The 15,207-nt window shown below is 65.7% G+C and carries 16 protein-coding genes; 7 read left to right on the forward strand and 9 right to left on the reverse strand.

Features of this window, described 5'->3' with window-relative positions:
* The first annotated feature begins 25 nt into the window (after positions 1-25).
* From GFY24_RS20215 to GFY24_RS20230, 4 genes are all read left to right on the forward strand, one after another.
* Positions 26-511: a cupredoxin family copper-binding protein gene (locus GFY24_RS20215; RefSeq protein WP_153806621.1), complete on the forward strand. Its 486-nt coding sequence runs from the start codon at positions 26-28 to the stop codon at positions 509-511.
* Entirely contained in the window at positions 508-1,434 is a 927-nt protein-coding gene (locus tag GFY24_RS20220) for a metallophosphoesterase (RefSeq protein WP_153806622.1), read from the forward strand. Before GFY24_RS20215 ends, GFY24_RS20220 begins: the two co-directional genes overlap by 4 nt.
* Before the next feature lie 167 nt (positions 1,435-1,601).
* Positions 1,602-2,768: an Ig-like domain-containing protein gene (locus GFY24_RS20225; RefSeq protein WP_153806623.1), complete on the forward strand. Its 1,167-nt coding sequence runs from the start codon at positions 1,602-1,604 to the stop codon at positions 2,766-2,768.
* A gap of 139 nt (positions 2,769-2,907) precedes the next feature.
* A complete protein-coding gene (locus GFY24_RS20230; protein ID WP_153806624.1) occupies positions 2,908-3,921 on the forward strand; it encodes an NADP-dependent oxidoreductase in 1,014 nt (337 codons plus the stop codon).
* Positions 3,922-3,939: 18 nt separating this feature from the next.
* Here GFY24_RS20230 and GFY24_RS20235 read toward each other — a convergent pair whose 3' ends face one another.
* Positions 3,940-4,593 (reverse strand): hypothetical protein, encoded by a 654-nt coding sequence (locus tag GFY24_RS20235; protein ID WP_153806625.1) that lies wholly within the window; start codon positions 4,591-4,593, stop codon positions 3,940-3,942.
* 377 nt (positions 4,594-4,970) lie between these two features.
* Here GFY24_RS20235 and GFY24_RS20240 point away from each other — a divergent pair, with 377 nt between their 5' ends.
* Both GFY24_RS20240 and GFY24_RS20245 read left to right on the forward strand, forming a co-directional pair.
* The gene (locus GFY24_RS20240; RefSeq protein ID WP_194852944.1) at positions 4,971-6,176 is read left to right on the forward strand and encodes a CdaR family transcriptional regulator; all 1,206 of its coding nucleotides are present in this window, start codon (positions 4,971-4,973) and stop codon (positions 6,174-6,176) included.
* Between the two features lie 216 nt (positions 6,177-6,392).
* Entirely contained in the window at positions 6,393-6,632 is a 240-nt protein-coding gene (locus tag GFY24_RS20245; RefSeq protein ID WP_194852945.1) for a hypothetical protein, read from the forward strand.
* Between the two features lie 34 nt (positions 6,633-6,666).
* Here the strand turns inward: GFY24_RS20245 and GFY24_RS20250 are convergent, their stop codons facing one another.
* Both GFY24_RS20250 and GFY24_RS20255 read right to left on the reverse strand, forming a co-directional pair.
* Positions 6,667-7,251: a zinc-binding dehydrogenase gene (locus GFY24_RS20250; RefSeq protein WP_194852946.1), complete on the reverse strand. Its 585-nt coding sequence runs from the start codon at positions 7,249-7,251 to the stop codon at positions 6,667-6,669.
* Between the two features lie 183 nt (positions 7,252-7,434).
* Positions 7,435-7,980, reverse strand: coding sequence for a hypothetical protein (locus tag GFY24_RS20255; RefSeq protein WP_153806628.1), 546 nt, complete (start codon positions 7,978-7,980; stop codon positions 7,435-7,437).
* 221 nt (positions 7,981-8,201) lie between these two features.
* Between GFY24_RS20255 and GFY24_RS20260 the strand changes: the two genes are divergently transcribed.
* Complete coding sequence (locus tag GFY24_RS20260) at positions 8,202-9,107, forward strand: hypothetical protein (RefSeq protein ID WP_153806629.1); 906 nt, start codon at positions 8,202-8,204, stop codon at positions 9,105-9,107.
* A gap of 58 nt (positions 9,108-9,165) precedes the next feature.
* On the opposite strand, the gene GFY24_RS20265 is transcribed toward GFY24_RS20260, so the two are convergent.
* The 6 genes from GFY24_RS20265 to dapF all read right to left on the reverse strand — a co-directional run bounded on the left by GFY24_RS20265 (position 9,166) and on the right by dapF (position 15,204).
* On the reverse strand, positions 9,166-9,573 hold the full coding sequence (locus tag GFY24_RS20265) for a hypothetical protein (RefSeq protein WP_153806630.1): 408 nt from the start codon (positions 9,571-9,573) through the stop codon (positions 9,166-9,168).
* Positions 9,574-9,694: 121 nt separating this feature from the next.
* Entirely contained in the window at positions 9,695-10,045 is a 351-nt protein-coding gene (locus GFY24_RS20270; RefSeq protein ID WP_153806631.1) for a nitroreductase/quinone reductase family protein, read from the reverse strand.
* A gap of 79 nt (positions 10,046-10,124) precedes the next feature.
* On the reverse strand, positions 10,125-11,270 hold the full coding sequence (locus GFY24_RS20275; RefSeq protein WP_309231082.1) for an acyl-CoA dehydrogenase family protein: 1,146 nt from the start codon (positions 11,268-11,270) through the stop codon (positions 10,125-10,127).
* A 162-nt stretch (positions 11,271-11,432) separates the two neighbouring features.
* Positions 11,433-12,281, reverse strand: a complete 849-nt coding sequence (locus GFY24_RS20280) for a lysophospholipid acyltransferase family protein (protein ID WP_228566472.1) — start codon at positions 12,279-12,281, stop codon at positions 11,433-11,435.
* 450 nt (positions 12,282-12,731) lie between these two features.
* The gene (gene hflX, locus GFY24_RS20285; protein WP_153806634.1) at positions 12,732-14,225 is read right to left on the reverse strand and encodes a GTPase HflX; all 1,494 of its coding nucleotides are present in this window, start codon (positions 14,223-14,225) and stop codon (positions 12,732-12,734) included.
* Between the two features lie 61 nt (positions 14,226-14,286).
* On the reverse strand, positions 14,287-15,204 hold the full coding sequence (gene dapF, locus GFY24_RS20290; RefSeq protein ID WP_153806635.1) for a diaminopimelate epimerase: 918 nt from the start codon (positions 15,202-15,204) through the stop codon (positions 14,287-14,289).
* Positions 15,205-15,207: the final 3 nt, after the last annotated feature.

Raw genomic sequence — 15,207 nt, forward strand, 5'->3', positions numbered from 1 at the left:
ACATCTACGATGGAGGACCGCAATCATGAGAACAATCCGCGTCGCCGGGCGGGCGGCACTGGCCGCGACCGCCGTCGCGACGACACTGCTTTCGGTGAGCGCGTGCGGTGGCGGCGCCACCCCCGCCGCCACCGCGCCCACACCCGTATTCGCCTCCGGCACCGATACTCCCGGCATGGTGCCGGGTGGCGGCGGCCCTGTCATGCCGGGTATGCAGGGCACATCCGCTCCGGCAACGACACCGGTCGACGCACCGGCCGGTCCGAATGCCGTCACCATCGGCAATTTCGCCTTCGCACCCGCCAGTCTCACCGTTCCGGTCGGAACCACGGTGACCTGGACCAATCGCGATGAGGAGCCGCACAATGTCGCCGCGGGCGACGGCGGCTTCCACTCGCCGAATCTGGGTGCGGGAGCGACATATACGTTCACCTTCACCAAGGCGGGCACATTCACCTACATCTGCGCGATCCATCCGTTCATGCACGGCACCGTGGTGGTGACGGCATGAGCGAGCAGGATCCGCAGGTCATGAGCCGCCGCCAATTGATGCGGCACAGCGCCTGGTTCGGCGCGGCAGTCGGTTTGGCGGTCGTGGGCGGTGAGGTGGTCTCGCATATCGCGGGCACCGCGAGCGCCGCGACCGAACGCCCGACCCTGCGTTTCGCGCAGGTCAGCGACAGTCACATCGGCTTCACCGGCGCGGCGAACACCAATGTCGCCGATACCTTCAATGAGGCCATCGGACAGGTCAATTCGCTCGGCTACACCCCGGACTTCGTCATTCACACCGGCGATCTCACGCATCTGGCCACGCCCGAACAGTTCGATCAGGTGCATCAGATGCTCGGCGGACTGCACACCCCGCACGTGTTCACCGTTCCGGGAGAACACGATTCGAGCGATGACGCCGGGCAGCGGTATCGCAGCGTCTTCGGCCGGGGGACCCGCGGCGACGGCTGGTACAGCTTCGATATCGCCGGCGTACATGTGATCGGCCTGGTCAATACGCTGAATCTGCAAGCCCTGGGCCATCTCGGCGTCGATCAACTGGAGTTCGTGCGCCGGGATGTGGCCGGATTGTCCAGTGACACACCGATCATCGTGTTCAGCCATATCCCGCTGTTCGCCATGTACCCCCAATGGGGCTGGGGCACAGACGATGCCACCCAGGCATTGAGTTATCTGCGCCGGTTCAGCTCGGTCACCTGCCTCAATGGTCATGTGCACCAGCTGTTCACCAAGACCGAGGGCAATATCACCTTCTACAGCGGCACCACCACCGCGTATCCACTACCCAAGCCCGGCGACGGTCCCGCACCGAAGCCGGTCACCCTGCCCGCAGGCAAGCTGCACGATGCCCTCGGCATTCGCGAGGTCACCTACGAACGGGGGAAGCAACAGCTGGCGATCAAGGACCAAACGCTGAAGTGACATAACAAGTCGGTGACGGTGTGCGCTCGCGGGTCTCGTCACGGTGCCGGAGAACAAATGCAAACGCAAGATGGTCTACTAGGCTGGGCAGTAACAAGATGGAGGGAGAGCCTGTGCCACTCCACCGTTTTCGATCTTCGGCGGGTGCCTGCCTGATCGCGGCGCTGATGGTATTGACAGCCGCTTGCTCCTCATCCTCCCTGCCCTATGGCACACCCGTTCCGGATACGCCCATCGCACCGGCCATCACGCTCAGTCCGGCGCAGGGTGCGGGCAATGTGGATCCGGCCGCTCCCGTCGAGGTGAGCACCGGCAGCGGGGTGCTCACCGCAGTCTCACTGACCAATGACCAGGGCCGGGCCATCGACGGCACCTTCACACCCGACAAGACGGCGTGGAAACCGAATGTGCAGCTCGGTTACGGCCGCACCTACACGCTGAAGGCCGAGGGCATGGCCCTCACCGGCCTCACCGGACCGGTGACCTCGACCTTCACCACTATCCAACCGACCAATCAGACCAAGGTGTACCTGAACACCACCGGCGGGGAGGCCCTGGTCGAGGGCGGTACCTACGGGGTCGGCACGGTGGTCGTCGCGCACTTCGACGAGGACATCACCGATCGCGCCGCCGCCCAGAAGCGCCTGATCGTCAAGAGCGATCCGCCCGTCGACGGCATCTGGTACTGGATGGACAATCGCAATGCGCATTGGCGGCCGCGCGATTACTACCGGGCCGGCACCAAGATCAGCGTGGCCGCGAACATCTACGGCGCACAGGTCGGGCCCGGGCTGTTCGGACAGGAGGACAGCAGGGTCGATTTCGTCATCGGCCCCGCGCACGTCTCCATCGCCGATGACAACACCCATATGGTCGATGTGTTCGAGAACGGCAATCTGATCCGCTCCATGCCCACCTCCATGGGCCGCGGTGGCAGCGAAACCATTGCGGGACGGACGATTACGTTCTGGACGCAGCCGGGCGTGTACACGGTGATGGACAAGGCCAATCCGGTGATCATGGACTCCTCCACGTACGGGCTCCCGATCAATTCGCGGCTCGGCTACAAGGAGGCCATCGGCTGGGCGACGCGTATCAGCAGCGACGGCATCTACCTACACGCGCTGGACGCCACCATCTGGGCGCAGGGCAGCCAGGACGTATCACACGGCTGCCTCAACCTCAGCTCCGAGAACGCACGCTGGTTCTTCGACTACGCGCTACCCGGCGATGTGGTGGAGGTGCGCAATACCGGCGGTGCGCCACTGGAGGTCTGGCAGAACGGCGACTGGGGCCTGCCCTGGGACCAGTGGGTCGCGGGCAGCGCCACATAGCGGCCGGCTTCGACACCTGGCGAGCCGGGGGCCCGAAGACCAACTGAAGTTTCGGTGAGTAGGACACGCGGACCATTCCGGGGTTCCGCGCACTGGCGTGCTCCACAATGGGGCCGTCGCCCATCGAAAGGTCGTGCCGATGAAGACTACTCGCATTGTGCTGGCATCCCGTCCCACGGGTATGCCGCAGCCGGAGAACTTCCGGACCGAGACCGTGGAGTTGGAGCCACCCAGGACCGGGCAGGCGTCGCTACAGACGCTGTATCTGTCGCTGGATCCGTATATGCGCGGGCGCATGAGTGACGCGCCATCGTACGCGCCGCCCGTCGAGATCGACGAAACCATGTGCGGGGCAACGGTTTCCCGGGTGATCGAATCCACCGATCCGGCACTGCGACCCGGCGATGTGGTGCTCGGCTACGGCGGGTGGCAGACGCATTCGGTCGAGTACACGCAGTATCTGCGCAAGCTCGATCCCGCTGCCGCGCCGCTCACCACGGCCCTGGGTGTACTCGGTATGCCGGGTTTCACCGCGTATTCGGGTCTGCTCACCATCGGCGCGCCCAAACCGGGTGAGACCGTGGTGGTCGCCGCCGCCACCGGCCCGGTAGGCGCGACCGTCGGCCAGATCGCGAAGATCAGGGGCGCTCGCGCGGTCGGTATCGCCGGCGGCCCGCAGAAGGTGGCGCTGCTGCGGGAGAAGTTCGGCTTCGACGCCGCCATCGACCACCGCGCACCGGATTTCGCCGAGCAATTGGCCGCCGCCACCCCGGAAGGGATCGATGTCTATTTCGAGAATGTCGGCGGCGCGGTGCTGGATGCCGTACTGCCCCGGCTCAACAAGTTCGCCCGCATCCCGGTCTGCGGCCTGGTCGCCTCGTACAACGACACCGAATTGCCGCCCGGCCCCGATCGTATGGGTCTGCTCATGGGCATGATCCTGCGCAAGAGCCTGACCCTGCGCGGTTTCATCCAGACCGAATTCCTCGACCAGTTCGGCGAGTTCTATCCGGATGTCGCGGGCTGGATCGCCGAGGGGCGGCTCACCTATCTCGAGGATGTGGTGGATGGGCTGGACAATGCGGTCTCCGCGTTCCAGGGTCTGCTCACCGGCGGCAATGTCGGGAAGCTGAGCATCAAAGTCGCGGATTGAGCTGCACGGGAACAGCTTTCACTTCATGGCAGTGACGTACGGCCGCAAGCCGAGGGCGATGTCCACGCACGCGCCGAGCAGCACATCGCGCTCGGTGGCGTCCGGCGCGCGCCGCAGCAGCAGCCGGGTGCCGAGGATGGGCGTGGCCAGCGGCTGCCCGGCGCGATCCCACCAGATATAGGTCTCGTACAGGTCATTCGCGATCTGCCCCAGTGTCCAACCGCCCGCGGTGCGCACCACATCGAGGCGGCCGAACTCCTCGCCCATGCGGTCGAGAATCCGCATGCGGAACAGTTCGGGCGTCTTCGGGTCATCGGCGGGGACGAAGTGCAGCAGGGTCCCCGCGGTGGCGCCGACAGCCGTGGAGGTGTCGGCGCGAGTGATGGTGCCGATGGCGGTGCCGTCGGCCCGGGTCAACTCGGTCGGTGCGGCGTTCTTGGACCGCACCCACACCACCGAGCCGTCGGCGTAGGTGATCCGGTGCCGACCGGTCCCGCCATTCTTGAAGCCGAAGAGCATGGCCATCTTGCTGCCGAATCCGTCACCCGCCCCTTGCACTCCCACGGCAAGCGGGTCCCCCGGCCCGGCCTGGAAGGTGATCTGCAGAGCATTCGAAGCTTTGTGGACGACCCGACCTTCGATCATCATCGAGCCGGCCCGCGGGGCTGACATCCGTCGATGGTAAGCCCGCACTCGGTCGCGCAGATCAGGATTCAGGCGGCGCGCCCACACGACACGACGGCCGGCCGACGCCTGGCACTTCATAACAATCCGCGAATCCCGCAGCGAGCGCCTCAATTGTGCGCTATCCCTTGGGAACACGCGCAATGACGATATGCGGGCGCCGCCGCTACGGTCGGATGGTCCTACCACTGCGATCGCTTGCCCAGCGCGGCGCTCCAACCCGTCCGGAACTGTGCCCGCGCACAGCACAATTCACTCCTTCATGCCCGATCACGCTTGATTGCCGCAGAAATCGCACCGAATCGGTCAGTCGACTATGTCCGTATTGTGCACAGCAACAATTCTGGACGGTACGATCATTTGCCATGAACACCTCGAACACCCTGCCCGGAGGGTTCGTGGCACGCGCCAGCACCGCACTGCTGGAGCGCATCGACGATGTGGTCGACCGGGTAGCAGCGGAAATCGAACGGGCCGAACCGGCTTACGGCAATCTGCACGCGGTGACGCCGGAGGACCTGCGCCGCGCCAACCGCGCCAATCTCGAGGCCATGCTGGGTCACCTGGCCGGACGCCGCGAATTGGGTATCGCCGCCCCGCGCAGCACCGGCCATCGCCGCGCCGAGACCGGAGTACCGCTCCCCGCGGTACTGCGCGCCTACCGCATCGGCTCCGGTGTGGTCTGGGATGAACTGCTCGCCATGGCCGGGGACGATCCCGAGGCCAGTCGCGAACTACTCGGCATCGCCTCGCGGGTGTGGAAGCTGATCGACGACTATTCGCAGGCGCTCACCGACGGATATCAGGAGACGGTCGCCGAACAATTGCGCCGCGATGCCCGCGCATACGATGCGGCCCTGGACGTTTTGCTCACCGGACAGGTCGACGGTGCCCGACTATGGGAGTGTGCGCGCACGCTCGGGATACCCGCACAGGGGTCATACGTGGTCGTCGCCTCCACCACCGGCGCCGCCGCAGCCGAGGCACTGCCCGGCGTGGACAAGGGCCTGTCCATGCTGGGCGTGGCCTCGGCGTGGCGGGTACGGACCGACAGTCACATCGGAATCATCGCTCTCACAAGCCGTTTCACCGAACCCAGGCTGCGGGCGCTACTGGCCGAACGCAGCGTCGGACGGGTCGGCATCAGCTCGGCGTTCAGCACGCTCACCGAATCCGCCGCCGCCCTACGACAAGCCGAATTGGCCTGCGCGGCAACACAACCCGGTTCACACCAGGTGCTGTGCTACGACGATGCGCTGATTCCGGTGCTGCTCGCCGGTTCTCCCGAGGTCGCGAACGCCTTGTCCCGCACCGTACTCGGCCCGATTCTGGCGCTGCCCGATCACGATCGCGCAGTTCTGCTGGAGACCATGCGCACCTGGTTCGAACAGGACGGGGAGGTCTCGGCGGTGGCCGCGGCACTGTTCTGCCACCGCAATACCGTGCGCTTTCGCATCAATCGGGTAGCCGAACTGACCGGCCGCCGCCTCACCGAACCCCGCGCGGCCACCGAGATCCATCTGGCTTTGGAGGCGCGGCGCATTACGGACGACACCGCACAGGGCCACTGAGACAGCCGAATTCCCCGCAGATGGCCCGAGTCATGCACTCGGGCCATCGTTTTCGGTTTTCATGACGCAATCCGGGACCGGATGGTGTTCACGCTCTGTTTAAACGGCCTCCGAACTGCATGGAAGAAATTTCCAACCAAACGGTTGCACTCGCTTGGAGAACGTGATCTACTCACATCTGCAACCAAACGGTTGGAGTTTCGAACGGAGTCTGAAATGACTGTCACCGCCACCCCCGTCACCGCTCCTTCGGTGCACGTCCGCGCCGCGATCACCTGGCTCGCCATCTTCCCGATGGTCGCCCTGGGCATGACGGTGATGGCCCCCTTCAGCGCGACCTGGCCGCCCGTCCTGCGAGCCCTGGCCTTGACCGCCGTCGTGGTGCCCAGCGCGGTTTACGTGGTGGTGCCCCGCCTACTGGCGGCACACCACCGGATCACCCACTCGCACAGGTGAATACGACCGCTCGACCGGTGGCCCACGGCCCAGGTCACCGGTCGAGTGTCAGTACCGCCTTACCCCGCAGAGACCGATCCGCCAACGCCTCGAATGCCTCCGGAGTCCTGGTCCAATCGTCGGTGCGCCCGATATGTGGACGCAGCCGGCCATCGGCCACCAGATCGGCGAGAATGCCCAGATCCTCGCCCAGCATCTCCTCCGGCACCGGACTGATGAAGCCGACAATATGCGCGTTCCAGCCCTGGGCGTAGCCGAAGAAATCTCCCAGCCGCAGCTCCGCCACCCCACCCACATTGCCGTACCAGGCCAGATGACCACCGGCCGCGACACGCCGAATCGCTTGGGAGAGAAGCGGTCCGCCGATTCCGTCGAGGATCAGATGGAACGGTCCGAGGGTGTCGTCCTCGAGTGAGGTGACCACCCGGTGCGCGCCGAGCGCGTACGCCTCTTCGACCCGGCCCGGTCCGCTCACCTGAGCCGTGACTCGCGCCCCCGCCGCGATCGCGTATGCCTTGACCGCCACCACGATCCCATCGGCCGCCGGAACCGGTTCGGGTAGATCCTGGGCCAACCGCAGTCCGGCGCGTCCGGCGGGATCGGTAACAAAGCCACGCATGTGAAATCCGTTCGACCATAGTGCTGTGCGCCCTTTGCCGGGCACCCCCGGCGGCAAACCGAGCGGTCCGATTCTACGGTCCGGGAAAACACCCGGCGCGTCAGCGGCCATCCACCGGGGGCGACCACCGCCTACGGTTACGTCGCGACTCTCCTTGCGCTACAGGCGCATCCGTAGCGACGCTCAGGTGAGCGCGAAAGTGAGCAGCGCGGCCTGGCCGCCGCCCTCCCGCCACCAGGAATAGCCGAACCAGACGCCCGGGCTGATCTCACGGATCTCGTCGTAGACCTGTGGGGTCGGCGAGGGTGCGTAATTGAGCGCCCAGGTGGGGCGGCCATCCAGAATGGCGGGCGCGCTGTACACATCGGCGCGCCACCCCTCGATGCCCGCGCTGGTAATGCGGTTCTGCACGTAGCCACCGTTCGGACCGGTATAGAAGGTCTTGCCGATCCAGATCAGCGGCGCCCAGGACTGCATATCCGGCGGCCAGACCACCCAGCCGCTCTTCACTCCCATCGGTACCACGCCCTGGCCGGCATCGCGGAAGATATCGTCCTGTTGCGCGGCCGAACATCGAAAACGCAGCGAGTCGATTGTTGCCGCACGATCGCCATTGAAGATGACGCAGCCGCCGCCGTAATCGATATCAGCGGAGGCTACCGGCGCTGTGAGCGGATTGAGTACGAACGCGGCACCCAAACCTGCGATAACGAGAGCCCGTGAGAACATCACTGCCTCCAGCGGTCGACCCCGGCCTAACAGTGATGCTAGTTCGCTGTTCGATTGCCGAATTCAAGTGCAACCCAAACGAGACCATACGGTCTGTGACCTGCGAAGATTCCGCCACACATTGACAGCCAACTGCCAGCTGAATCACGAAACCCCCGCAGCTTCGCGGCGATTAATTGACCATGGCTCGGAAAACTTCTCGATCACCGCGGACGCGGTGGATGTGGCTCATCGCAGGTTGTCTCCTCGCCGCGGTGATCGCGGCATCGAGCACAGCTCCGAGCGCGCTGGCCAACGCGCACGAATCGAACACCCTCGCGCGACGCCCCGTCGGCACCGGCACCCAGCCGGTGGAGACACCCGAGGCGGTGACCCCGCCGACCACACCGCAGCCGACGCCCGCCACCATCGCGCAGCAGATGCAGTCGGCCATCGAGGCGGCCTCACCCGGCAGCACCGTCGGCATCGATGTGGTCGATCTCGGCAGCGGCGCGGTACTGGCCGAGCTGAATACCGATCAGCAGTTCTACACCGCCTCGGTGGTGAAACTGCTCATCGCCCTCGACAAGCTGGAAAGCCAAGACTGGCAACCGGATTCGGATACCACCTCGCAATTGCAGCAGATGCTCTCGACCAGCGACGACGATATCGCCGATACGCTCTGGGACGCCGACGGCGGCAACGAAATCGTCACCCGCATGACGAATCTCCTCGGGCTCACCGGCACCGAGCCACCCGAGGATCCGGCGCAATGGGGCGAAACCCGCACCACGCCAAAGGATGTGGTGACACTGTTCGAATACCTCGACACCACCGTCCTGCTCCCCGCCCGCACCCTCATTCTCGGCGCGCTGCACGACACCACCCAGATCTCCGCCGACGGCACCGATCAATACTTCGGCATTCCCAACGCCCTCACCGGCGACACCTGGGCCGTCAAACAGGGCTGGATGTCCCTGGACACCTCCACCACCATGGACACCACCGGACTGGTCGCCGCCGCCCCCGGCGAACCACTGCGCTACGCCGTAGTGGTCCTGACCTCACAACCCGCGGACACCGCCTGGACCGCGGCGGGCGCGGCCCTGACAGCGGGAGTGACCCTCCTGCGCACCGTAATCGCCTGACCGCCAGGCGATTCGGTAGCGGCCGCCCGCACCCGGCGCATAGGTCGGCAGACGCCGATCACTCCAGAGGGAGGACCTTCGCGGTTCCCTTGATAACCATCTGGTTCTCATCGACAAGTCCGGCGCGCACCTGCACTACCTGACCCGAGGCCAGCGGCCCGCCTCCGGTGGCCGTGCTCAAGGCGATCGTGGCTTGATGCCGGCTGCCGTCACAGGTTGGTGTGACCGGAGTGCCCTGCGCCGAGGGGTGATCGGCATTGGGGTCACCGACCAGCGCCTGGATCGCAACGACGCCGGCATCCGCATCGCAGGCGTAGTCAATGGCTACAGCGCTGGTGGAGGCGCCCGAAACCTCGATCGTATCGGCGGCGAAGGCAGCGGGAGCGGTGGAGATGAGCGCCGCTCCCAGGGCGGCGAGGGCGATTGCGGTGCTGGCGGAACGCTGACGAATCCGAGTAGTCACCATGGATCCATGGTCCGGTACCGAGCCCGGCCCCGGTGGGAGCTCCGGTCCGCCCGGCGCGTCCGACGCCCGGCCCGGGGTGTGGTGGAACAGGGCCGGCGACTGCCACACAGCAGATGCTCGGTCAGTCGGCCGTGTCCAGCCGCACCTCGACGGTCACGCGGCCCTTGGCGTCACGACGGGCGACGGCGTGGCCGCTGCGGTCGATACCGTTGAGGTGCAAGGAGATCGGGCCGCCGGCATCGAGGAAGTTGCGCCACCACTTCTTGCCGTCCGGCATGGCGACACCGATCTTGATCGTGTCACCGGAACGCACGTAGGACACCGGGGTACTGAACGAGCGGCCGGACCGGCGGCCGGTATAGGTGATCACCACGAGTCCGCGAGCCATGAACGGGCCGATGACGGGCATCTCGGTCAATGCCATGACCGCGCCATTCATCCGCCGATTGAACATTCCCAAAACCGATGCCATCACCCCACCTTACCCACCGGCAATCCCCTCCGGCCGGTGACGAGAGCGTCACCGGCCGGAGGTTCGAGAAGCGTTGGGGTCAGGCCAGTTTCAGGGAACGGCCGATGATCTCCTTCATGATCTCGGTGGTGCCGCCGTAGATGGTCTGCACGCGAGCGTCCATGTACGCCTTGGCAATCGGGTACTCACGCATGTAGCCGTAGCCGCCGTGCAACTGCAGGCACTTGGTGATGAGGTCGAGCTGCTCCTCGGTGCTCCAATACTTGGCCATGGCGGCCTCTTCGACCGTGAGCTTCTCGGCGTTCAGCAGCTCGATGCAACGGTCCACGAAGACGCGCACGGCGGTGGTCTTGGTGGCCAGTTCGGCGAGCACGAAACGCGTATTCTGCTGCGCGCCAATCGGTTTGCCGAACGCCTTGCGGTCGCGCACATACTGGATGGTGTTCTTCAGCGAACCCTCCATCGCGGCGGCGGCCATCACGGCGATGGACAGGCGCTCCTGCGGCAGGTTCTGCATGAGGTGGACGAAACCCTGACCCTCGGTACCGAGCAGGTTCTTCCCGGGGACGCGCACATCCTGGAAGGAGAGCTCGGCGGTGTCCTGCGCCTTCAAACCGATCTTGTCCAGATTGCGGCCGCGCTCGAAACCGGGCATACCGCGCTCGACCACCAGGAGCGAGAAGCCCATGGCGCCCTTCTCCGGATCGGTCTGCGCGACCACGATGACGATATCGGCAATGATGCCATTGGTGATGAAAGTCTTGGAGCCGTTGAGGATCCAGTCGTCGCCGTCCTTCACCGCGCGGGTCTTGATGCCCTGCAGATCAGAGCCGGTGCCGGGCTCGGTCATGGCAATGGCGGTAATGATCTCGCCGGAACAGAAGCCGGGCAGCCAGCGCTGCTTCTGCTCCTGATTCGCCAAGTCCAGCAGGTAGGGTGCGATCACGTCATTGTGCAGGCCGAAACCCAGGCCCGAATACCCTGCGTAGCTGACCTCTTCGGTCACCACGGCGTTGTAGCGGAAGTCCTTCACGCCACCGCCGCCGAACTCCTCCGGCACGGCCATACCGAGGAAGCCCTGCTTGCCGGCCTCGAGCCACACCGTGCGATCGACAATGCCGTCATGCTCCCACTGCTCGTGGTGCGCGGCTACGTGCTGATCGAGAAACTTTCGGAACGACTCCCGGAACAGGTCATGTTCTGGTTCGAAAATAGTGCGTTCCACGCCAACCTCCTGAGTGACCACATCGGCACATCGCCTCTGCACCATACGGTACTCGAAAGTCGAATCAGGGTTAACTTCGAACCCTGGAAAAGTGGTCCGAACTGCGACTGTCTCCATTGACAGTCCAGATCGAAGCAGCTGAACCCCGGTAAACCTGGAAGGTCAGAGACCGAGGCCGGAGAGGGTGCGGCCCAGCAGACTGCGGCCACGATCGCGGTCCCGCTCGGCGAGCAGGAAAGCCAGCTCCTCCTCCAGGGCCTTGCGGGTCACCGACTGCAATTCCAGGGCGGCGGCCTCGGAATCGGCGGCATCACGCCACGCGCCGGTATCGATCGGCGTACCGACCGAGAAGTAGAAACGCTCCGGCTTGGGAACCAGGGTCGGACCGAGACCGCGAATCAGCGGCGGCGTCAAGGTCGCGCGCAAACCCAGGCCCGTGACGATTTTGCGCACCGGGCTCATGACCGGGTGATTACCGTCGAAGACAATGTCATAGATGTCATCGCCGCCCACCATGGCGATCGGAACGATCGGCGCTCCGGTGGCAATTGCCATGCGCGCGAAGCCGGTTCGGCCCTCCCACAGCAGTTGATACTTCTGCCCCTTGCCACGCATCGCCTCCCGGCCACCGCCCGGGAATACCGCGACCGCCTCGCCCTGCTCCAGCAGCGTGATGCAGTTGTGCCGATTACCGCGCACAATTCCCAAGCGCTGCAAGGCATCCCGCAGCACCGGCACATCGATGAGCACATTCTCGGCCAGGCCCCGCACCAGCCGGTCATGTTTTGCCAGAATCTCCGCGGCCAGCAGCGGGGCATCGGTGCCACCCGCCAGCGTGTGATTACCCACCAGCAGCACCGGGCCGTCCAGCGGGAAATTCTCCAGACCGTAGAAACGCGGACTGAACCAGGCGCGCGACGGAGCCACCAATAGTTCGATGGCGCGACGATCCATGTCGGTCAGCGCGACGTGCAACGGGGCACCGTCGGTGAGCCCCCGAGTCTCGGTCAATTGAGTGTCATTTGGAGACACGACATCCCTCCCTGCAGAGATTTCCGATAGCGGCATGCTAACGAAATTCCCGGGGAGGGACCGAGTCACCCCGGTGAGAGGGGGAGCGCTGACGCTGGGTCTTGGGGGCTGCGCCCCCAAGACCCCGTACTCGGGTGAGCTACGCCATGAATGGGGCTCGGCTTCGCCTACCGCCACCAATGGTTCCGCACCACGGCTGGCAGGCTTGCCCCGCGGCCCGAGGACTACCTCACCGCCAGCAGGACCGCCCGACCGCCAGCAGGACCGCCCCACCACCAGCAGGACCGCCCGACCGCCAGCAGGACTGCCCCACCACCAGCGGGGCTGCCCAACCACCAGCGGGATTGCCCCAGCGGGATTGCCCCAGCGGGACTGCCCCAGCGGGACTGCCCAACCACCGGCGGTTCGCCCGCCGGCGGGTTTGCTTGATCAGTCGGCCGCGGTCTCTGTCTCGGCGTTCACATCTATGCCGGCGTGGGCGTACTGGCTGAGTAGGCCCGCGAGGGAGACCGGGACCTTGGCGCGGACCAGGGTTCCATCTGCTTCGTGGTCGGAGGTGAGGATGCGGCCGTCGGCGTGAATGCGGGCGAGCAGGTCGCCTCGGGTGTAGGGCAGTAGGACGCTCACCTCCACCAGGCCACCGAGGACCTGGTCCAGGCGTTCGCGCAGGACGTCCAGGCCCTGGCCGGTGGCGGCCGAGACGAAGACGGCGTCGGGGAGCCAGCCGCGGAGCTGGGTCAGCTGCATGGGGTCCAGAGCATCGATCTTGTTGACTACCAACAACTCCGGCGGGGCGGGGGTTTTGGTTTCGCGCAGAACGTCGGTGACGACCTCGCGGACGGCCTTGATCTGCTGGTCCGGGAAGGCGTCGGAGCCGTCGACCACATGCAGCAGCAGGTCCGCGCCGGTCACCTCTTCCAGGGTGGAGCGGAATGCCTCGACCAGCTGGGTCGGGAGGTGGCGCACGAAACCGACGGTGTCGGTGAAGACGACCTCGCGGCCATCCTCCAGCGCGGCCTTGCGGGTAGTCGGGTCCAAGGTCGCGAAGAGTGCGTCCTGGACCAGGAGGCCGGCTCCGGTGAGCGCGTTCATCAGGCTCGACTTGCCCGCGTTCGTGTAGCCGACAATCGCCACCTGCGGGATACCGCTGGAGACGCGCCGGTGCCGCTTGGTATCACGGGCGGTCTTCATCTCACGAATCTCGCGGCGCAGCTTGGCCATGCGTTCGCGAATGCGCTGGCGATCGGTCTCGATCTTGGTTTCACCGGGACCACGCGTACCCACACCACCATTGGCGCCCGCACGACCACCGGCCTGCCGGGACATGGACTCACCCCAGCCGCGCAGTCGCGGCATCATGTACTGCATCTGCGCGAGCGCGACCTGCGCCTTGCCCTCACGGGAGGTCGCGTGCTGGGCGAAGATGTCCAGAATCAGGGCGGTGCGGTCGATGACCTTCACCTTGACGATCTTCTCCAGCGCGGTCAGCTGCGCGGGACTCAACTCACCGTCGAGGATGACCGTGTCGGCGCCGGTCTCGAGGACCATGGCACGCAGCTCCTCGGTTTTACCGGAGCCGATGTAGGTGGCCTTGTCCGGCTTGTCCCGGCGCTGGATCAGCGAATCCATGACCTCCGAACCGGCGGTCTCGGCGAGCGCGGCCAGCTCGGCCATGCGGGCCTCGACCTGGGCGGTCGTGCCCTCGGTCCAGACGCCGACCAGCACGACGCGCTCCAGGCGCAGCTGCCGGTACTCGACCTCGGTGATGTCCTCGAGCTCGGTGGACAGGCCGGCGGTGCGGCGCAGTGCGGCGCGCTCCTCCAGCTGCAACTCACCGACGGTCGGCGACGCGGACCAACCGGTCTCGGCGTCGTCGGTGTTCTCCTCAGCGGGAGTGAACTCGTACGTCTCTTGTTTACTCATACGCCTCCATAGTCCCACGGACCAACGGAACAGCGCATTCGGTTATTTCGCCGGGCTATTTTCAGGCGTCCTGCCACCACTTGGCGGCGATCTTGCCGATGGCCACCAATTCCGACGGGCCGCGCAGAGTGGCCGTGCCGTGGTCGATGCCGACGGTGACGGTTCCGCCGGGGATGTGGACCTGGATGTGGCCGGTGTCGGTGGCGAGGTCGAAGCCGTCGGCGGCCAGGGCTGCGGCGGCGGCCGCGACGGTTCCTGTTCCGCAGGAACGGGTTTCGCCTACGCCGCGTTCGTAGACGCGCATATCGACGCCGCGGTTGCCGTCGGAGGCGACGCCGAGGGCGGTGAGGATTTCTACGTTCACGCCGTTCGGGAACAGGGTGTGGTCGAAGGACGGGGCGTGGGTGAGGTCCAGGTCGAACAGTTCCTCGTGGGTGAGGGCGGGAACCACGCAGGCCAGGTGCGGGTTGCCGACGTCGATGCCCAGGCCGGTGAATTCGCGGCCGTCCAGGGTCGCGGTCGACTCGCCCAGGGTGCGGACCTTGCCCATCGCGACGGTGACTTCACCGTGTACCGGATCGGCGTGGTGCACGATCACCGGGCGGGCTCCGGCGCGGCTGCCGACGACGAATTCGTTCGTGGCTTCCAGGCCCATGGCGACCAGATAGTGGGCGAAGACGCGCACGCCGTTGCCGCACATCTCCGCGATGGAGCCGTCGGCATTGCGGTAGTCCATGAACCAGTCTTCCAGGCTCACGCCCTCGGGAAGTGATGGGAGAGTTGCGTTTTCGATGAGCGCACCGGCTCGGGCAACACGCAGCACACCATCGGCGCCGATTCCGCGCTGCCGGTCGCACAGCGCCGTCACGCGTGATTCGGTCAGATCCAGCCAGGCATCGGGATCCGGCAGCACGACGAAATCGTTCTGCGTGCCATGGCCTTTACTGAAGTCGATATCAGCCACGTTCTCATTCACCATTTC

Source organism: Nocardia sp. SYP-A9097, from assembly GCF_009649815.1.
Classification (GTDB): Bacteria; Actinomycetota; Actinomycetes; order Mycobacteriales; family Mycobacteriaceae; genus Nocardia.